The 19,446-nt window shown below is 52.9% G+C and carries 14 protein-coding genes; 7 read left to right on the top strand and 7 right to left on the bottom strand.

All coding sequences use genetic code 11. From position 1 onward, the window contains the following. Nucleotides 1-81: 81 nt before the first annotated feature. A complete protein-coding gene (locus R70331_RS06535; RefSeq protein WP_042173902.1) occupies nucleotides 82-1,371 on the bottom strand; it encodes a DUF3999 family protein in 1,290 nt (429 codons plus the stop codon). Then, a complete protein-coding gene (locus R70331_RS06540) occupies nucleotides 1,355-3,940 on the bottom strand; it encodes a DUF2339 domain-containing protein (protein WP_042173903.1) in 2,586 nt (861 codons plus the stop codon). The genes R70331_RS06535 and R70331_RS06540 overlap by 17 nt, the downstream gene beginning before the upstream one ends. A 223-nt stretch (nucleotides 3,941-4,163) precedes the next feature. On the opposite strand from R70331_RS06540, the gene R70331_RS06545 reads away from it, so the two are divergent. Continuing rightward, complete coding sequence (locus tag R70331_RS06545; protein WP_042173904.1) at nucleotides 4,164-4,979, top strand: HAD-IIB family hydrolase; 816 nt, start codon at nucleotides 4,164-4,166, stop codon at nucleotides 4,977-4,979. A gap of 87 nt (nucleotides 4,980-5,066) precedes the next feature. On the opposite strand, the gene R70331_RS06550 is transcribed toward R70331_RS06545, so the two are convergent. Then, nucleotides 5,067-6,479: a glycoside hydrolase family 1 protein gene (locus R70331_RS06550; protein WP_042173905.1), complete on the bottom strand. Its 1,413-nt coding sequence runs from the start codon at nucleotides 6,477-6,479 to the stop codon at nucleotides 5,067-5,069. A 126-nt stretch (nucleotides 6,480-6,605) separates the two neighbouring features. Between R70331_RS06550 and R70331_RS06555 the strand changes: the two genes are divergently transcribed. Then, nucleotides 6,606-7,583, top strand: coding sequence for a LacI family DNA-binding transcriptional regulator (locus R70331_RS06555; protein WP_042173906.1), 978 nt, complete (start codon nucleotides 6,606-6,608; stop codon nucleotides 7,581-7,583). 741 nt (nucleotides 7,584-8,324) lie between these two features. Here the strand turns inward: R70331_RS06555 and R70331_RS06560 are convergent. Beyond that, complete coding sequence (locus tag R70331_RS06560) at nucleotides 8,325-9,164, bottom strand: helix-turn-helix transcriptional regulator (RefSeq protein WP_042173907.1); 840 nt, start codon at nucleotides 9,162-9,164, stop codon at nucleotides 8,325-8,327. Between the two features lie 193 nt (nucleotides 9,165-9,357). On the opposite strand from R70331_RS06560, the gene R70331_RS06565 reads away from it, so the two are divergent. From R70331_RS06565 to R70331_RS06580, 4 genes are all read left to right on the top strand, one after another. Next, the gene (locus R70331_RS06565; RefSeq protein ID WP_042173908.1) at nucleotides 9,358-10,017 is read left to right on the top strand and encodes a ThuA domain-containing protein; all 660 of its coding nucleotides are present in this window, start codon (nucleotides 9,358-9,360) and stop codon (nucleotides 10,015-10,017) included. Between the two features lie 47 nt (nucleotides 10,018-10,064). After that, the gene (locus R70331_RS06570; protein ID WP_042173909.1) at nucleotides 10,065-11,168 is read left to right on the top strand and encodes a Gfo/Idh/MocA family protein; all 1,104 of its coding nucleotides are present in this window, start codon (nucleotides 10,065-10,067) and stop codon (nucleotides 11,166-11,168) included. A gap of 718 nt (nucleotides 11,169-11,886) precedes the next feature. Next, nucleotides 11,887-12,876 (top strand): glycoside hydrolase family 43 protein, encoded by a 990-nt coding sequence (locus tag R70331_RS06575; protein WP_042173910.1) that lies wholly within the window; start codon nucleotides 11,887-11,889, stop codon nucleotides 12,874-12,876. Nucleotides 12,877-13,135: 259 nt separating this feature from the next. Continuing rightward, complete coding sequence (locus R70331_RS06580) at nucleotides 13,136-14,665, top strand: glycoside hydrolase family 43 protein (protein WP_042173911.1); 1,530 nt, start codon at nucleotides 13,136-13,138, stop codon at nucleotides 14,663-14,665. Nucleotides 14,666-14,677: 12 nt separating this feature from the next. On the opposite strand, the gene R70331_RS06585 is transcribed toward R70331_RS06580, so the two are convergent. Further along, complete coding sequence (locus R70331_RS06585) at nucleotides 14,678-15,544, bottom strand: GNAT family N-acetyltransferase (RefSeq protein ID WP_042173912.1); 867 nt, start codon at nucleotides 15,542-15,544, stop codon at nucleotides 14,678-14,680. A gap of 54 nt (nucleotides 15,545-15,598) precedes the next feature. Then, a complete protein-coding gene (locus R70331_RS06590) occupies nucleotides 15,599-16,459 on the bottom strand; it encodes a helix-turn-helix domain-containing protein (protein WP_042173913.1) in 861 nt (286 codons plus the stop codon). A gap of 193 nt (nucleotides 16,460-16,652) precedes the next feature. Here R70331_RS06590 and R70331_RS06595 point away from each other — a divergent pair, with 193 nt between their 5' ends. After that, the gene (locus tag R70331_RS06595) at nucleotides 16,653-18,356 is read left to right on the top strand and encodes an ABC transporter substrate-binding protein (RefSeq protein ID WP_042182268.1); all 1,704 of its coding nucleotides are present in this window, start codon (nucleotides 16,653-16,655) and stop codon (nucleotides 18,354-18,356) included. Between the two features lie 103 nt (nucleotides 18,357-18,459). Here the strand turns inward: R70331_RS06595 and R70331_RS06600 are convergent, their stop codons facing one another. Then, complete coding sequence (locus R70331_RS06600) at nucleotides 18,460-19,356, bottom strand: AraC family transcriptional regulator (RefSeq protein ID WP_231576416.1); 897 nt, start codon at nucleotides 19,354-19,356, stop codon at nucleotides 18,460-18,462. Nucleotides 19,357-19,446 lie beyond the last annotated feature (90 nt).

The following is a 19,446-nucleotide window of genomic DNA, read 5'->3' on the forward strand; positions in this document are numbered from 1 at the left end:
TAACCATTAGCAGTCATAACAAAAGCCAGGCTGGTAGATCACAGAGATCCTCCAGGCCTGGCTTATTTAAGTGTGCTGATTCTATTTCCGCCCTAATTTCCGGGCCAGAAAAAGAATCAGCAGCAGTGATACGGCAATGATCACGATGTTAAACCCGGTCTGGCCCTGGAACCAGCTGGTCTGAGCGGTATCCGCTGCAGGTGACTGCCGCAGCTCCGCCGCCCCGAGTCTGGCCAGCATTTTACCTTCACCGGCAATGTAATCCCTGAAGTTCACAATATCGTATTGCGGTGCAGCAGCCTCCGCATTGCCGTAGAGCAGGCGCAGCGGCTGCCCGCCTTCAGCGGCAAAAACAAGCCGGTCCAGCAGATATTCAAGCTTAAGCCCCTCAACCGGCAGCGGTGTGTCATCCTGGTTATAAATGACGAGCCGCAGCGCGGAGGCAGATACCGCCATAGCCGGAATAATGGTGGTGGAGGCAATTTCGGTATCCTTAAAGTCCAGCCGGTATAATTCCCCGCTGCCTGTTGCGGGAAGCAGCCTGCCTTCACCGTCATAAAGCTCGAACTGGCGGGTAAAGCTGCCGCTGCCGCCGATCTCCAGCTGCAGGCCTGAAATGTTCAGCCTGCCCGGATTCTGGAGGATGATTTCCGTCTGGCGGTCCTTTTGCCGGATTTCATAAACCGCATCCTGCTGCTGCTTGAAATGATCCGTATGCGTCACCCGGGTGCTTCGCAGCAGGGTAAGGGAAGGAAACTGCAGATTCGCCGCGTTATTCTCGGCAATCAGCCGGTAATAGCCGTATTTATAGCTTGCGCCCAGTTCAATGCTGCTCTGCACCCGTCCGTTCACACTATACAGATCCCCGTCCGCTAAGGGCTCCCAGGCCACACCGTCATAGCTGCCGAGCAGCTGTGTATGGAGCAGGAAGTTAACGTCCGGCAGCCCGAACTCCAATCGGTTGGCCTGAACGTCAACATTCTCAGCCAGGGGTGTTACCTTGTAATCGAGCAGGGTGTTGGCATCCTTTTTGGCGCTGTGGATCAGCGTAGCGGAGTAGGTTGTAAGCTGTTCCTCCGAGAATTCTTCGCTGCTCTCCTTATAAAAAGGAATGAAGGTACCGGTATTGTCCACAATCCGCAGGTCGCGCAGATCATCGGCTGCGCCTGCATATACCTCTGGATCAAGGTACAGCTCCCCGTAGGGCGTCTGTCCCGGAAGCACAATTTCCTTGGAGTACTTCCATTCGGGATGCGTATCAGCCCCGCCGGCAACTCCGCCAGCCGAGGCAGACAGATGCTGGCCGGGAAATAGTGCAAACGGGCTTAGCACGGCCAGCAGCAGGATCGCGGCGCTACTCTTGATCCTCATCCTGTTCCGCCTGCCCCGGTTGTGTCTCTGCATAAGCTTCCTCCATTCTGGCCGATACCCGCTGATACAGATAAGAGATGCCCAGCAGGCAGAGGCCGAAGCTGAAATAGGCGATGATCTTGCTGCCGGTACCGAGCAGCTGAAGATCGTAGAGCAGCAGCTTGCCGGTAGCCAGCAGCGTCAGGCCAAGCCCGAAGCGCCGGATATACACATACCTGCGGCGGAAGCCGAACATGATGAACAGCACCGCCAGCAGCAGGTAAGTGATGCTGTACACCAGCCCGCCGTCCGTCTGCCGCAGCTGTACGCCGAGGAAAGCAGTGACGATAGCCAGCAGGTAGATACCCATGATGACCGGATACAGCTCGGCGTTGTTGTATTCCCGTCTGAGCAGCACCTTCAGGAGCCTTCCTCCATTCAGCCAGACGAACACATTGAACAACAGCAGCAGCCCGAAGGCAATATAATCTGCGGCTGTGTTATCACTGAAATCTGCCCGCAGGGTATGCTGGCCGAAGGTGAGTCCGATTCCGGTAATATAACCGGCGGCATACAGGAAATAAACCATATAACCTACAACGTTATCGTACAGCACTTTGATCCGCGGCAGCACATAGGCGAGAACGAGCGTCAGCAAGGCTGCCAGCAGCGGCCTGTAGAACGAAGACCGGGTAAAATCCTCCGGCACATACAGGTTATACAGATGCAATGCTTCATATAGCATGTATGCGTAGAAGTTCGCCAGGGCTGCGTATTTGAACCAGATCCCGATCTGAATATCCAGGGGAGAGCTGGCCGCTACAACTTCACGGTTGGTATGCCGGATGGCATAGAGAAGGGCAACGACTAGCAGCCCGGCCGTGATAAAGGTGTATTTTAGCGCAAAATATGAATTGTCATAGAGAATCAGCGGAGCGACGGATGAAGACTGCACCACCACATCGACGAAGAAGAAAATGCCCAGCGAGAGCAAGAGAATACCCCAGCCGGTCCGCTCTACAGCCTTAACACGCTGCAAATGGCCGTATACTGTCAGCACAACCGCTTCAATCAGCCAGCCGATCGACCACCACACGGCACCGAACTGGAACGGGATCATCAGGACGGCAAAGGTGAGCGCGGTAGAGTAGAAGAGCACCATACTTTCTTTTTCCTGGGCCATCCGTTTCTCCAGCAGTTGTCCGAAACCCAGATACATCAGGCAGAACACCAGGGCAAGCGCCCCTTTGTAAGCGCCGAGACCCGCACCAACGAACAGCACGTACAGAACAAGACAGCTGGTCAGCGTGTTGCAGGCAAGCAGCGCGAAGTCCCACCAGGACAGCTTGGTCCGGAACTTGAACGGATACCACAGTGTCATGCCCAGATACATGGCGAAGGTCAGGAGCGAATAGAACATGCTGATGCCGTGACTGTCTGACATGACAATCAGCAGCAGCATCGAAGGCGTGTTGAACAAAAAGCTGATGTAATTGACTACTATCCACCGCTTGCGCAGCGAGATCATCAGGATCAGCAGATTCAGCAGGAACAGATAACCCATAGCAGCATAGACGGCAGAGCCTTCCAGACCAAACGCGCCTATATAGGAAAAGAGCGGAAGATAGCCCCCGACCAGCCCCAGTGAGCAGATCGTCCTTGACTCATAACGGAGCGACAGCAGCACCGCCGTAAGCGTAATGAGCACAGACAAGCCAAGACCGGTGTAAATGCCGATAATCTCCAGCAGAAAATAGCTGTAAAATACAGAGCCGTACAGCACGGAAACCCCGCCGCCGAGCAATCCGAGCGCAAAGGTGCCCCTTCCTCTGCGGAACAGCCATTCCCCGCCGCCCAGCATTAAGGCGCCGAACAGGAAAAAAGCGCTGCCCTTCATATACCCGCTGAACCAGTTAGAGTAGGTGTACTTGAAGCCCGCACCGACTGCCAGAATCAGCAGCAGGATACCCAGCCAGTTGATCCAGTTCAGCCCGATCTTCATTTCGAGCCGGTTCTGGCGGCGGCGCCGCTGAATGGTCTCTTCGCTGATTCCCTCTGCTGCGAAGTCATCCAGCCGGCTGTCCAGCTCTGACGCCAGCGGCTGCTCTGCTGCCCGCAGGGCTTCCCGCTGGCGGTGAATGCCTTCGCTCAGCCTGACAGACAGCTCATCCAGCATTCTGCGCATCTGCTCGCGGTCACTGCTGAGCAGCCGCTCTGCCGTGCGGTACATTTCGGCGATCCGCTGCTTAGTCCGCACCTCAAACGCGGTCAGCCGGTTATGCTGGCCGGCGCCCTGCGCTGCAAAATACGTATGCAGCTTCTGCCGGGACAGCTTGAGGATGCCCAGCTTCTCATCCAGAATCTGCTCGGTCAGCGCCGTGCGCAGCTCGGCGTTTTCCTGCTTCAGCCTGGCCTGCTGTGCCTCAGCCTCGGCCAGGGCCTGCTCCACAGCCGCAGCTTTTCTTTTGAGCAGCTCATTTTCGTTAACCAGATCGCTGCCCTCATAGGCTTTGACCAGATCACGGTATTCGGCGGACAGTGTATCCTGCTGTTCCTTTATGGACCTCAGACGCTCTTTAAAGTGCTCCATAAGCTCCCCCATTGGCTTTGTAATGAATATCCGAATGATGTGGTGATTATTAATGTTTCCATTTTACTATAGGTGATACGGCAATATCTTCCTTTTTTTATACATAGCAGCGCATTACTTACCGTTCATTACCCTTTTTCTGCATAGTTGACATGAAACGCGTCCCAGCCGTTACACTGAAATTAGTCATCATGAAGCGACTTCATTTTAAGGGGGAATAGAGATGCTGAAGCTGGTTGTTACAGATATGGACGGGACTTTTTTGAATGATAACGGAACCTTTGATACGGCCCTGTTCGATGAGGTGTACGGGGAGATGCAGAGGAACAATATTGCTTTTGCAGCCTGCACAGGCAAGCAGTGTGAACGGGTGGAGGAGCTGTTCCGCGGGCGCGGGCAGGGCATATGGATTCTGGGTGACAGCGCTGCACGTATTAAGCAGGACGGGGTGCTGGTTAAGGAATTTACGCTGGACCGCCGGCTGGCGTCTCAGGCTATTTCATTGGTTGGGTCCTTTGCTGATAATCTGATTCTGATTGCCTGCACGAGTGAAGGTGCTTTTGTCAGCAGCGGGATTTCGGATGAGGCTTTCAATCTGGTTCGGCATTCTTATGCGAATGTAAGCAGAACGGATTCTTTTGACACGGTGACTGGAGAATTTATTAAGCTTACTGTCTTCGATGATGCCGGCCGGAGCGCACTGATCAGACAGCACATCGAAGAAAGCCTGCTTGGACAGATCTATATTATTGATTCTGAGCCAAGATGGGTGGACATTACAGCCCGGGGTACCCATAAGGGGGAGACGGTCAGAAGGCTGCAGGAGATGCTGGGCATTACGAAGGAAGAGACCATGTCCTTTGGTGACGGGGAAAATGATATCGAGCTGATGGCCGCGGCCAAATACAGCTTTGCCATGAGTAACGCCTGCGAGAATACGAAGCAAGCGGCCGGCTTCATTACGAAGTCGAACGAAGAGAACGGCGTGCTGCTGACCATCCGCACAATGATGGAGCTGCAGAATGGAATGCCGGTGTAGCCGGCTTTTTAATAAAGTAACTAAAAACCGCAAGCCTCCGGATGATGGAGAGCTTGCGGTTTATTTTTGTACAGGTGAATGGTGCTGTTACTTCAGGCTCTGTCCGTCAGTAGCAATAACATCCTTGTACCAGTGGAAGGATTTCTTGCGGTAACGCTCAAGCGTACCTGTGTTGTCGTCGTGGCGGTCTACATAAATGAAGCCGTAACGCTTGCTGAGCTCTGCCGTCGAAGCACTGACCAGGTCGATACAGCCCCATGCGGTATAGCCCATAATCTCAACGCCGTCCTCCAGCGCCTCGCCTACCTGAACCAGGTGGTCGTTCAAATATTTGATCCGGTAGTCGTCATTAACCGTCGGCACGCCGTCTTCGCCTGTAACCAGCACATCCTTCGCACCAAGACCGTTCTCAACGATAAAGAGCGGCTTCTGGTAGCGGTCGTAGAACATATTCAGCACGTAGCGCAGGCCCTGCGGGTCAATCTGCCAGCCCCATTCGCTTGCTTCCAGGTAAGGATTGGCTGCACCGCTGAACAGGTTGCCTTCCGTCTGCTTGCGGCTGTTGTCGTCGCCGGTTTCGCAGATACTTACATAATAGCTGAAGGAGATAAAGTCTACCGTATGCTTCAGGATGTCCGCATCTCCCGGCTCCATATGAATCTCAATGCCGTTTTCACGGAAGTAGCGTTTCATATAGCCTGGATATACGCCGCGCGCATGCACATCGCCGAAGAAGTAGTTCATATGCTCGGACTTCATTGCCGCGATTACATCGTTCGGGTTAGGAGTCAGCGGGTAAGTCGGCATACTGAGGATCATGCAGCCGATTTGGGCTTCCGGGTCGATCTCATGTCCGACTTTGACAGCCGTTGCACTAGCCACCAGCTCATGATGGATAGCCTGATACAGATCCTGCTTGCTCAGCTGGTCCTTAGGAGTATAAATCCCGCCGCTCATGAACGGCTCATGCAGAATGGAGTTGATTTCGTTAAAAGTCAGCCAGTACTTCACTTTGCCCTTGTAGCGGGTGAACAGTGTTCTGGCATAACGCTCGTAGAAGCCGACCAGATCACGGTTAACCCAGCCGTTATACTGCTTGGACAGGTGCAGCGGTGTCTCGTAGTGGGAGATGGTCACCAGCGGCTCAATGCCGTATTTACGGCATTCGTCGAACAGGTCATCGTAGAATTGCAGGCCCTTCTCGTTCGGCTCCAGCTCGTCCCCGTTCGGGAAGATCCGCGTCCAGGCAATGGAGGTACGGAACACTTTGAAGCCCATTTCGGCAAAAAGCTTGATATCTTCCTTGTAACGGTGGTAGAAGTCGATGCCGACCAGCTTCATATTATCTTCGGTAGGCGCTTCAGTGATCGGTCCTTTGATGCCTTGCGGAGCCACGTCCTGGGTGGACAGGCCTTTGCCGTCTTCATTATATGCGCCTTCCAGCTGGTTAGCTGCTACTGCGCCGCCCCACAGGAAGTTTTCAGGAAATTTTACTGTCAATGTAATCCCGCCTTTTATAGTTGTAGTGAGAGTTATGGTAAGCTATTAATATGTCCTATAATTGCATGCTAAATGTTGAAACGCGTTACATGTCAAGAACTTTTTTGTGAATATAAGGAGAGACCTATGTCGAATCTTGAGCAAATCGCCAAGCTGTCGGGATTTTCCAAAGCCACCGTATCAAGAGTGTTGAATCAGTCCCGCCATGTAAGCCAGCCGACCCGTGACAAAATTCTGGCGATCATGGAGGAGCTGGACTATGTGCCCAACGGCAACGCCATCTCCCTGTCCAAGGGGCAGACGCTGCAAATCGGGCTGGTAACGGAGGGCATTAATGAGGTGATGCTGCCGTTCCTGAACAGCTTTGTAGAGACGGCCAGCCAGTACGGCTATCAGACTATTATCTATACCTCAAGCGGTGATCCGAAAAAAGAGCTGCAGGCGTTCGAGGATATGCGCAGAAAAAGAGTGGATGCCCTCGTCATCAGCACCTGCGTCAACGATCTTGCGCTGCTGGGCAGCTACAGTAAATACGGGCCGATTGTCTCCTGGCAGCGGATGGAGAATCCGCAGATTGCGTCGGTGGCGATGAACCAGTATGACGGGTACACGCTGGGGCTTGAGCATGTGATCGGGCGGGGGCATACACGCATCGCCAATGCCTACGGCAGACCGAGCAGCATCAATACATCAGGCCGGATGAAGGCTTATGAGGATGCAGCCCGTAAGCATAGTCTGGCAGAGCTGCCGCAGTGGTCCCGCACCGGCATCCATTCTATCCGGCAGGGCGAGGAGCTGGTCAAGGAGCTGCTGGCGGTGGAAGATCCGCTGCAGCGGCCGGATGCCGTTCTCTGTTCCAATGATCTGGTGGCGGCAGGCATCGTAAGCGAGGCGCGCCGGCAGAACCTGCGGGTGCCGGAGGATCTGGCCGTTGTCGGCTTCGACAATACAGAGCTTGCCCATACGCTGGGGATTACATCCATTTATAATCCGATCGCTGATCAGGCGAAAAATGCCTTCCACCTGCTGCTCACGAGGCTGAACGGTACAGGGGAGCCGCAGCAGAAGCTGCAGTATTTCCTGGTGGAGCGGGCGACTACGTAGGGAGACTGAGGAAGGCGCAGCACTTACGGGGGTAGATAGGAGAAGGGAAAATAGTCTGGAGAGGCGGGCGATTGTAAGGGAGATAAGAGAGGAGCTGTCTGGCGGTCATGGGGATGACTGGCTGGGGAGCTCTTTTTTGTTAGGAATATGAAGGTGTGTAACTGGAGGAGTAATTGGAGGAAATCTGCAGGAGGCGGGTAATGGAGAGCTCGGCTGCTTGGCTGCTTAATTAAGTGGAAAAACGTCACCTAATTCCTGGTAATCTGCCGGGCAGATCAGATTAGTGGGAAAAACGCCACCTTATCTGGCTGTTTTGCCCAGTAGGAGGGATTTAGGTTAAATTAAGTGCCGATTATCCAACTAATTGATGGTAAAGTTGGTAAACGGCAGAGTTAGGTGGAGGAAATCAAACTAAATAGATTGAACTTGTAAATTTAAGTTAAGGGAAGAGTGGCGGAGGGGAATTCTGGAACTGTAGGAGCGGTAGCGTCCGCCTGAAAGCTTTTCGTAGAAAAGCTCGCATCGGAAGCATAGGCAGTCTTCGGATTTCTACCGCTATAAGCGGTTTAAATCAGGAAATCTGAAGACAACAGCGGCCGGAAGTCCAAATATTCTCTGGAGTCACGGTTAATCCCAAAACAGAAAAATCATTAGTTCAATCTATATAAATGCCGGGCGGGGGAAGTTTCGGCGGCATGTAGGCAGGTGCTCCCGACTTGTCAGGACACGCCGCAGCCCTTCTCACCGGTAGCTTGACGGCGTATTATTCCTGAATTGCTTAAATACCCGGTTAAAGGTTCGGACATTTGTAAACCCGCAGTCTAGGGCGATGTCGATAATCGGCTTGTCGCTGTTCAGCAGCATCTCTTCCGCTTTGCTAACCCGGATATGGTTCAGGTAGGAGATGTAGCTCATACCGGTGGTGCTTTTGAAGAACCGGGAGAAATAGAACAGACTCATCTCAGCCAGCCCTGCCGCATCCTCCAGCGTTATAACCTCCGCATAGTTATCTTCAAGGTAATCGAGTACATTCTGCATCACCTTCATGCTGCTCATCCGCCGCATGTCTTTTTTCTGATCAGCGGGTTCAGTGGGGAGATGACGCAGCAAGAGCCCACATAGCTCGTTCAGCTGGCCGGTAATGATCTGCTCGTAATGAGGCAGTCCACCGTTAAGCTCACGCTCCAGCTGAAGCATAAGTCTGGGGATATCGGCCATCCCGGAGGCTGCAAGGTCTGTCTGGTCGAGGCTACCTGTGCAGATGAAAGGGTCTGTCAGCCGCACCTCCTTCGGCCAGCCGCCGGGGCTTGAGATCAGCTGGGGATTAAAGATAACCAGCTGGATGACTGATTCGCGGTCAGAGCTGTCGTAATAATGAATATCCCCGCTGCTGCAAAAGGCCATATCCCCCTTGTGGAGCACACGGCTCTCCAGATTAATCCCCACCCGGATAGAACCCTCGCGTACATATACAAACTCCAGATCCGTATGCCAATGCGCCAAGAAATGGATGTTACTCACCTGCCAGGAACTGAACGGCAAATGGGAAGGGTACATGCGGTTTTCGTGAAAAGCCTTCATAAAACAGCTCCTTTGGAAGCAGGCACGCCGACTGGTGCTGCCGGTAAGATTTTATTAGATAATAGCAAAAAATGACCATACGGGCAATGAAAATGACGAGCCGTTCGAGAGCGCTTGCATTACAATGAAAGGGAACTGGTGAGGACAACGTAGGTTGAAGCCAATTATAGAAATTATAAAGGAGCATATAGACATGGCAAAAAAAGCATTGATTGTAAGAGGCGGCTGGGACGGGCATGAGCCAGTGCAGGTATCGGAAATATTCGCGGGACTGCTGGAGGCGGAAGGCTTTGAAGTTGAGATTTCCGACACGCTGGACAGCTTCAAGGATGAGGAAAAGCTGCTCGGACTCAGTCTGATCGTGCCAATCTGGACCATGGGCGAGATCAGCAATGAGCAGCTGCAGCCTGTACTGAAGGCTGTTGCAGCTGGCGTAGGGCTGGCGGGCTGCCACGGCGGGATGTGCGACTCGTTCCGCAACAGTGTGGAATGGCAATTTATGACCGGATCACAATGGGTAGCCCATCCGTTTAATGACGGGGTGGATTATGTGGTCAACATGGTGTCGTCCAGCTCCAGTCCGCTTATCGAGGGAATTAAGGATTTTAAAGTAAAGTCCGAGCAGTATTACCTGCATGTTGATCCATGCATTAACGTACTGGCGACCACAACGTTTCCAGTCAGCGAAGGCCCTCATTCCGCTAATGGCGTAATTACCGTGCCGGTTGTGTACACCAAGAAATGGGGCGAAGGCCGCGTATTCTACAACTCGCTGGGTCACCATGCGGATATCTTCGACATTCCGGAAGCGAAGGAGCTCATGCGCAGAGGGTTCGTATGGGCGGCGAAATAAAGCTGCAGATGTGCTATTAAAATTAACAATGAACAGGTGGGATTGCGTTGGATAAGGTAAAGGTCGGGATTGTCGGCTGCGGGAATATAAGCGGGATTTATTTTGAGAATTTGACTAAGCTGTTCGTCAATACGGAGGTTTATGCCTGCGCGGATGTATTTAAGGAGCGGGCAGAGGAAGCTGCGGAGAAATACGGTGTGCCGAATGTATGGACTACGGAGGAGCTGCTCGCTTCGCCGGATATTCAGATTGTGGTCAATCTGACTACGCCGAAAGGGCATTTCGAAGTATGCAAGCAGGCGCTGCTGTCCGGTAAGCATGTCTACGTCGAGAAGCCGCTGTCACTTGCGCTTGCGCACGGGCAGGAGCTGGTGGAGCTGGCTGCGGAAAAAGGGCTGATGCTCGGCTGTGCCCCCGACACCTTCCTGGGCGCGGGAATCCAGACCTGCCGCAAGCTGATTGACGACGGCTTTATCGGTGAGCCTGTAGCTGCTTCGGCCTTCATGGTCTGCCACGGGCATGAGAGCTGGCACCCGGACCCGGAATTTTATTATCAGGCAGGCGGCGGGCCGATGTTCGACATGGGGCCTTATTATCTTACGGCACTCGTATCGCTGCTGGGTCCGGCTGCAACGGTTGCGGGCATGACCAAAACCTCCTTTGCACAGCGGACCATTACCAGTGAAAAGAAATTCGGTAAGCAGATTGATGTGGAGGTGCCGACACATGTCGCAGGGACCGTACAGTTTGCCAGCGGCGCCGTAGCCACTATGGTTACCAGCTTCGACGTATGGGACAGTACACTGCCCCGCATCGAAATTTATGGAACCCGGGGAACATTGATTGTTCCCGATCCCAACACCTTCGGCGGACCGGTTCTGCTGAAGCCGGCGGGCGGCACCAGCTTCATGGAAATCCCGCTGGTGCATAATTACGCGGTTAACAGCCGGGGGATCGGCGTAGCGGATATCGCGGACTGCATCACGAGCGGCAACCGTCCGCGTGCGTGCGGCGAGCTGGCTAACCACGTACTGGAGATTATGCATGCCTTCCACACCAGCTCGGATACGAAGCGTTACGCAGAGCTTGCCACCAGCTGCGAGCAGCCAAGACCGCTGCCGCTCGGGCTGATCAAGGGCTACATTAGCTAGTAAGATATAAGCTATTTAAGATCTTCACTGCAGCTCCTTTGGGCTGCAGGCAGATCTTTTTTGGCAGAGGAGGGGAGGGAGCCTGTTTAGAGCAGACGTCCTCTGCCAGCTTATGTTATTGTCCCGCATGGATAGAATGCGGTGGCCGAACAAACGGAACAAACGGAACAACGTACAGAATCAAAGGGAAAAATCCCGTTGAATTCGCCTGAGTCGGCCAAACATACGAAATCAAAGGGAAAAATCCCGTTGAATTCGCCTGATCGGCCCAAACGGACGAAATCAAAGGGGAAAATCCCGTTGAATTCGCCTGAGTCGGCCCAAACGGACGAAATCAAGGGGAAAAATCCCGTTGAATTCGCTTGAGTCGGCCAACCGTATGGAATCAAAGGGAAAAATCCCGTTGAATTCGCCTGAGTCGGCCAAACGGACGGAATCAAAGGGAAAAATCCCGTTGAATCAGCCTGAGTCGGCCCAAACGGACGAAATCAAAGGGAAAAATCCCGTTGAATTCGCTTGAGTCGGCCCAAACGGACGGAATCAAAGGGAAAAATCCCGTTGAATTCGCCTGAGTCGGCCAAACGGACGGAATCAAAGGGGAAAATCCCGTTGAATTCGCTTGAGTCGGCCAAACGGACGGAATCAAAGGGAAAAATTCCATTGAATTAGCCGCAGTCCGGCTTCAAACCACACTATAACCCTAAAGGAGTCAATAATCATGAGCAGCGTCAAACCTAACCAACCGCTAGTCACCCATATTTATACTGCTGATCCGTCCGCCCATGTATTTGAGAATAAAATCTACATCTACCCTTCGCACGACCTGGACCATGACGGGCCGGATAATGATAACGGCGACCAGTATAAAATGGAGGATTACCATGTGCTGTCGCTGGACAACTTCAATTCTCCTGCTGTGGACCACGGCGAAGCGCTGCATCTGAGGGATGTGCCATGGGCTTCAGCCCAGATGTGGGCGCCGGATGCGGCGTACAAGAACAACCAGTATTATCTGTACTTTCCGGCGCGGGACAAGGACGGAATCTTCAGAATTGGCGTAGCCACCTCTCCGTCTCCGGCCGGACCGTTCAAAGCGGAGCCGGACTGTATCCAAGGCAGCTACAGCATTGACCCTGCTGTGTTGGTGGACGAGGATGAACAGGCCTATATTTACTTTGGGGGACTGTGGGGAGGCCAGCTGGAGAAGTGGCAGACCGGCAGCTTCCAGCCGGAGCAGACCGAAGGGCCGCCTGCAGACCAGCCGGCTATCGGACCGCGCGTAGCTAAGCTAAGCGAGGACATGCTCTCCTTTGCAGACGAGCTGCAGGAGATTTCGATCATCGACGAGGAGGGTAATCCGATTACTGCCGGTGACGAGGAGCGGAGATATTTTGAAGGACCATGGGTTCACAAATATAACGGCTATTACTACCTGTCCTACTCGACAGGCTCGACGCATAAGCTGGTGTACGGAATCAGCCGCAGTCCGCTTGGACCGTTCACTTTTAAAGGCACCATTCTTACCCCGGTCATCGGCTGGACCACGCACCATTCCATCGTCCAGTTTGAGGATAAATGGTACCTGTTCTACCACGACAGCTCCTTGTCGGACGGTGTGAACCACAAGCGCTGTGTGAAATATACGGAGCTGAAATATAACGAGGATGGAACCATTCAGACGATCGATCCCTACCCTGCCGGAGAATAACAGTTACCCCTTATAGCGCCAAAACAAAGCACAAGAACCAGTGTCTTCAAGGGTCTTGTGCTTTTTGCTCGGAAAAAGGCGGGAGAGCTGCCGGATAAAAGGTGGCTGTATACGCTGCGTTTTCATTCCAGGACGGAACCGGTCTGTGCGCCTGATGTCCGTATCCTCCTAATTGATGACTTGAAACTTAAGGTTTCAGGCCGGTGCCGACCGTTACAATAAAAACACAATAACAAGCAAATGGACAGGAGTGCAGCCGATGCAATACAGCAACCCCGTAATCCCCGGGTTTCATCCCGATCCCAGCATATGCCGGGTAAATGATGATTATTATTTGGTTACCAGTACCTTTGAGTACTTTCCGGGGGTACCGATTTTCCATAGTAAGGACCTGGTCCATTGGCGGCAGATCGGCCATTGCCTGACCACCCCTGAGCAGCTGCCGCTGTCGAACGCTTGGAGCTCAGGCGGTATATTCGCTCCGACGATCCGTTATCATGACGGCTGGTTCTATATGGTCACTACCAACGTCAGCGGAGTCGGTAATTTCTATGTCAAAACCAAAAATCCGGAAGGACCGTGGTCAGCCCCTGTTCCGGTCAAGCAGGGCGGCATAGACCCTTCTCTCCTGTTCGATGATGACGGACGCGTGTACTTCCAGTCGTCGTGCAACGGGACTGAAGGGCATGCTATCTATCAGTGTGAGATTGATATTGAAACCGGAGAGATGTTGACGGAAAGCCGGTATATCTGGAAAGGAACCGGGGGTGCTCACCCGGAAGCCCCGCATCTGTACAAGATCGACGGCTGGTATTATCTCATGATCGCAGAAGGCGGCACCGAATACGGGCATATGGAGACAATAGCGAGAAGCCGGCAGCCATACGGGCCGTTTGAGTCCTGTCCGCACAATCCGGTACTGACCAACCGGAGTATGGACAGCAGTATTCAGGCTGCCGGACACGCCGATCTGATCGAGGCGCAAGATGGAAGCTGGTGGGCGGTATGCCTGGGCATTAGACCGGTCGCCTATCCGAAGGCTCACCATCTGGGGCGCGAGGTGTATCTGGCTCCTGTCACCTGGACAGAAGAGGGCTGGCCGGTATTCGGCCGCGATACACATATCGATCCGCAGATGGAAGCGCCGGAGCTGCCTCAGACTACTTGGCCGGCATCCCCGGTCAGAGACGATTTCAACGAGAACCGGCCGGGCTTCGACTGGACCTTTTTGCGCAATCCCCTGGAAGGCAGCTGGTCCTTACAGGAGCGCCCGGGGTATCTGGTGCTGCACGGACATGAGACCAACCTGAGTAATGCTGGTGCTCCCGCTTTTGTCGGCCGCAGACTCAGCCACTTCTCCTGCAGCATCGCGGCGGCGATGGAGTATGAGCCGCAGCATGAGGGGGAGGAAGCCGGATTAACAGTGTTCATGAACGAAAAACATCATTATGATCTCGCCGTAACACTAGTAGAGGGCCGCAAAAAGATAGTTTTCCGCAAAACCATCGGCTCCCTGCAGACAGAACAAGCCTGGGATTGTCCAGAAGGTTCAGTTGAACTGAAGGTACAGGCTTATCCTAAGAAAATAGTTGCTTCACTGCAGACAGCACAAGGCAGCACGATAGACCTTGGCTGGGGCGAGACGCATCTGCTCAGTACAGAGGTTGCCGGAGGTTTCACCGGCGTGTTCATTGCTATGTATGCGGCCGGTTCTGCAGAGGGGCAAGCTGCTCCGGCAGCTTTTGACTGGTTCGATTATGAGCCCTCAGAGCAGCAGGACAGCCAGTAGAATTATAGTAGACTATTCAAATTGTAACTGGAGCGAATCACAAACGGGCGTATACCCAATCTTTTGATAGATGCTATTAGATGTGGGATTTGCCAAGTCTGTATATAAGACGCACTTGGTAAATCCTTTTTCCAATGCAAGCTGGCTTATCTGCGCCACAATTGAAGTAGCATATCCTTTGCTGCGCTCATATGGAGGGGTATATACAAAGGCCACACCAATCGCCGTCTGCATTACCCTTGTATATCCTGCCATAGAAACGGGTATCCCGTTGACCTCTAAAATATAGATTTTTTTCGATTCTATCCGGTAAAGGTAAGGGGCCGCCTCTTGCGGGATGGACATTTCTGTTGTGCCATAAGTCCCCGCTGCATAGAACGCTTCCGCCCAGTACGGGAAAAAATGTATATCCTTTTTATCAAGCAAACGAACGGTACCGGGCTTTTGAATGTCCGGGTTTACTGCTGTCAGTTCATAGATACGCTGGTTCATTGTTGTTGTATAGGTGTTTCCCTTGCGCAAGGTATATTCTTTGGCAAAATATTCAGCCAGCGTTTTTTCGGTTGTCACACCTGGAATTTCACGGTCGTTCAGCCCGTCTAACAGACAGCTTACAGCTTCCGGGTTAATGTTGTTGCCTGTTGCATAAAGCGTAATATTGTGCGGCGGTGTCATTATGGCGGTAAGCTGTATGCCCTTATCATCCGAAATCGTTACCATCAGCCAGTTTACAGGGTCACGCCAGTCTGTTTTGTCTTCGCCTTCGTGCCCCATGATGATATTGCCAAGAGGAATCAAATTTTGCGCTTCATGACGCATCAGCACATCATAGGTATCCTTGTAAAACTCATGCACATCCGTATACAACTTGAACTGCATTCCAATACACCCTTTCTTCGGCTCGACGCTTATTCGGAGTTGCTCCGCGTTAATTCAAGAACTCCCTCTATAAGCCTTCGGAGACATGCCGTAGGCTTTTTTGAATTGGCGGGTCAGATAATTGCTGTCATTGAAGCCGCACATGTAGGAAATCTCCGTAATGGAATGCCTGCTCCCCCGGAGCAGGGTACAGGCCAGCTCCAGCCGCAGGCGCTGGATGTAGGCGATCGGCGTCGTCTGGTAGTAAGCACGGAAGATGCGGTTCAGATGCCTGACCGAAATCCGCGACTGCGCGGCGATATCCTCCAGTGTAATCTGCTCAGGGTAATGATCCTCGATGTAGGAGATGGCGCTGGCCAGATGCATCAGGCTGTTATCGGTTCCGGCCTCCTGATTCTCATAGTGCCTGGACAGATACACCACCAGCTCCATGAACCGTGAGGCGAGCATCGTCTGGTAGCCCTGCTGCTTCTCCTCGTATTCTTTGATCATTGCAGCGATGAACGCGGAGACATGCTCAAGGCTGGCGATGGGCAGATTCAGCTTGCTTTTGAACCCGTTGATGCTGCGGTAAAACGGCTCCAGCACGAACAATGCCTGATAGCCGTTCAGGGTTCTGAGGTCCGGACCTGCAGATTTGAGCATCTCGGCTTTGTACATGATGTTGCAGATTTTGAAATCGTAAGGGGTCTTGTAAGCATGAGGAGTGCCGCCGCTGATGACGAAGACATTCCCTTTTTTGATAAAAGACTCCTCATCGTTGACAACATGGGTTGCATGCCCGTTGAGCACAATGACCAGCTCGGAGAAGTCCGCATGCTTATGGAGCGACATGTCCTCCGCATGGCCGCCGTATTGGATAAAGAACGGGAATTGCTCATCTGTAGTGAACCAGTTCAAATAGACATTACTCACAAGGGGACCTCCCGGTAAATAGAGCATTCGTGTCTATATAATGCTATTTTATGACCTGAAAATCAAGGTATCCGGCCAAAGGCGCGGAGTAAAATGAGAGCATCACCAAGAGCAGCGCTGATAGGCGATGATGTTTGCAACCGCATTCAAGAAGCTTATGCATCAGATTAGAGCTAAAGGGGGATTTATCAGAATGAATCATAAGGTATCTAAACAGCTCGGGGCAGCACTGCTTGCAGGCTTACTGCTGGTATCGGCCGGCTGCAGCAATTCCGGGAACAAGGCCGCAGACAGTGCGAACGGGAATAGCGGAAATGATACGGAGCCGGTAACCTTCACGTTTTTTGGAGCGGATGCCAGCCCGAACTGGAATAACATGCAGGACGATGTGGGCAAAGAAATTATAGCGAAGACCGGTGTTACCCTGCAGGCGGAATTTGATGTGGGCGGCGGAGGCGGGCAGGACCGGATTTCCATGATGGCCGCAAGCGGCGAGTACCCGGATATTATTTTCGCCAAAGGAGAGATTGGCAAGCTGGTGGATGCGGAGGCGATTGTTGATCTGACCGATCTGATCGATAAGCACGCGCCCAATATCAAAAAAGTCATGGTAGGAAACATGAACCGGATGAAATACAGCAAGGACAACGAAGCGATTTATTCGATTCCGACGAATGTCGGCGTTGGCGAACAGAAATTTGATGCGACCAATGGCTTCCAGATTCAGCATCGGGTGCTCAAGGAGCTGGGCTATCCAGAGGTAAGAACGGTCCAGGATTATGAGAAGGTGCTGAAAGAATATTATGCCAAGCACCCGACGACAGACGGTCAGCCGACAATTCCGATGACACTGAACGGTGACGGCTGGAAGAGTATGATTACCGTAACCAACCAGGGCGATATCACGACTGGCGGGGCCAATGACGGAGAGTACTTTGTGAACCCGGAGACGTATGAGACAATGCTCCACTACAAAAAACCGGAGGAGAAGGAGTATTTCCGCTGGCTGAACCACATGTACAATGAGGGACTGCTCGACAAGGACTCTTTTGTGCAAAAGGATGACCAGTACAAAGCGAAAATCTCCAGCGGCCGCGTGCTCGGTCTCAGCTCAGTGGAGTGGGAGTACCAGGATGCGGAGAATGCCCTGAAGTCTGCCGGGAAAGACGAGTATACGTACGCGCATTTCCCGGTTACCCTGAGTGAGGAATACAAGGATCATGCGATGCAGGCTGTTGGCGTAGACGGCTACGGCATCAGCATTACTACCGCCTGTGAAGATCCGGTCCGTGCGATCAAGTTCCTGGACTGGCTGTCCTCGGAGGAAGGGCAGGTGCTGAGAAACTGGGGCGTCGAAGGCAAAACCTACAATATGGAGAATGGAAAACGGGTGATGCCTGCCAATATTCTCGATCAAAAGGTCAATGATGCGGGGAATTTCACCAAAAATACGGGAGTTGGCTTGTATTCCATTTTTGGAGTCCGTTATGGCGACGGCGTGAAGGATTCTACGGATAATTACTATACAACCAACTTCCCGGAACAGATTCTGGCCGAATATTCGGATGCGGAGAAGGAATCCTTGGCCGCGTATAACGCAACCACCTGGAAGGACCTGTTCCCTGCCGAAGACGAATTCCCGGTAAAAGAGTGGGGCGCGCTCTACAACATGCCTGTACCTACGGACGGAGACTATCAGGTAATCTACCAGAAGACACAGGATATTGTCCAAAAACGGATTCCGGAAGCCATCCTTTCCAGTCCGGCTGAATTTGATAAAATCTACGATGATTTCATTGCCGAGCTGAACAAGGCCGGTGCCGAGAAGATGGAGAAGGAATATACAGAGCTGGTTAAAGCGAGAGTTTCGCTGTTCACCGGTAAGGATGTTAAATAGCATATGGTAAAAGAGGGCTCTGCCGGATTAGCGGCAGGGCCCTTGCCTGTTGTCCGGCACTTGTGCATGTGCAGGCAGGGTGACGGCGGCCCGCAGTAAAGGCTCAGCCCTTCGGGATGCTGCGGTAGCGGGAGGGCGAGAAGCCGGACATTTTTTTGAACAGTCTGGAAAAATAGTAAGGGTCGCTGATTCCGACAGCCGAGCTAACCTCCTTGATGCTGAGCTCCGTCAGATCGAGCAGCTGGCCGGCCCGCTGGATTTTGAGCCGCAGAAAGTACTCGATCGGGGGAACCCCTGTCTCCAGGTTGAACAGGTGAATCAGATGCTGCTGGGATAAGCCGACATGCCGGGCCAGATCCGTTAGCCGGATCGATTCCTCCAGATGCTGGTTCATGTACTTTATGGCCTGCTCCAGATATTGCTCCCGTTTTTTCTCCTGCGCCGATTTGCTGGTATTCAGACCGATGCCGGATAGGAGCTGCCGGGTGGTCTGCGCCACATGAACATGCGAGGTCAGGGAGTAGGTACGCTCGGCCAGCAGCTCATAGGCGGGGTGGAACCACTCGGCGAACCGCGCTATTCCGCTGGGAGAAAGGGCGAGCGGGGCTGCAGACAGGCCGAACAGCCGGACAAGCCGTGCGGCGTGATCTCCATTGAAGTGAAACCAGTAGATGCTCCAGGGGTTCTCTGCCGTTGCACCATACTTGTGCGGGGTATCCGGGGGAATGATCACCATATCCCCTTCACGCAGCAGCATGCGCTCCCCGCCCCGAAGCTCTACCCAGCCCTCACCGCTCTCGCAAAAAATAAAAATATGCGCCGGAGTCCCTTCAGGACGCTCACGGTAATGATATTGCGCGGTGGGAAAGTATCCGATATCGGTAACATACAAGTCTGAAGTCAGTTCCTCCTGCTCAAGCTCCTTCATCCAGTAATCGGGGAGAACGTACAGCTTCTCCTCTGTGAAGCCTTCACGCTTCTGTATCATGCGGCTGGCCATTGGTGAGCCTCCTTATTTTACTTCTTGCCGAATATGAATATAATCCATCACTTCCCGCATTTCGTCAATTGGAACCTTCACCGCTGGGGG

The sequence above is a fragment of the Paenibacillus sp. FSL R7-0331 genome, from assembly GCF_000758645.1.
Taxonomy (GTDB): Bacteria; Bacillota; Bacilli; order Paenibacillales; family Paenibacillaceae; genus Paenibacillus_AQ; species Paenibacillus_AQ camerounensis.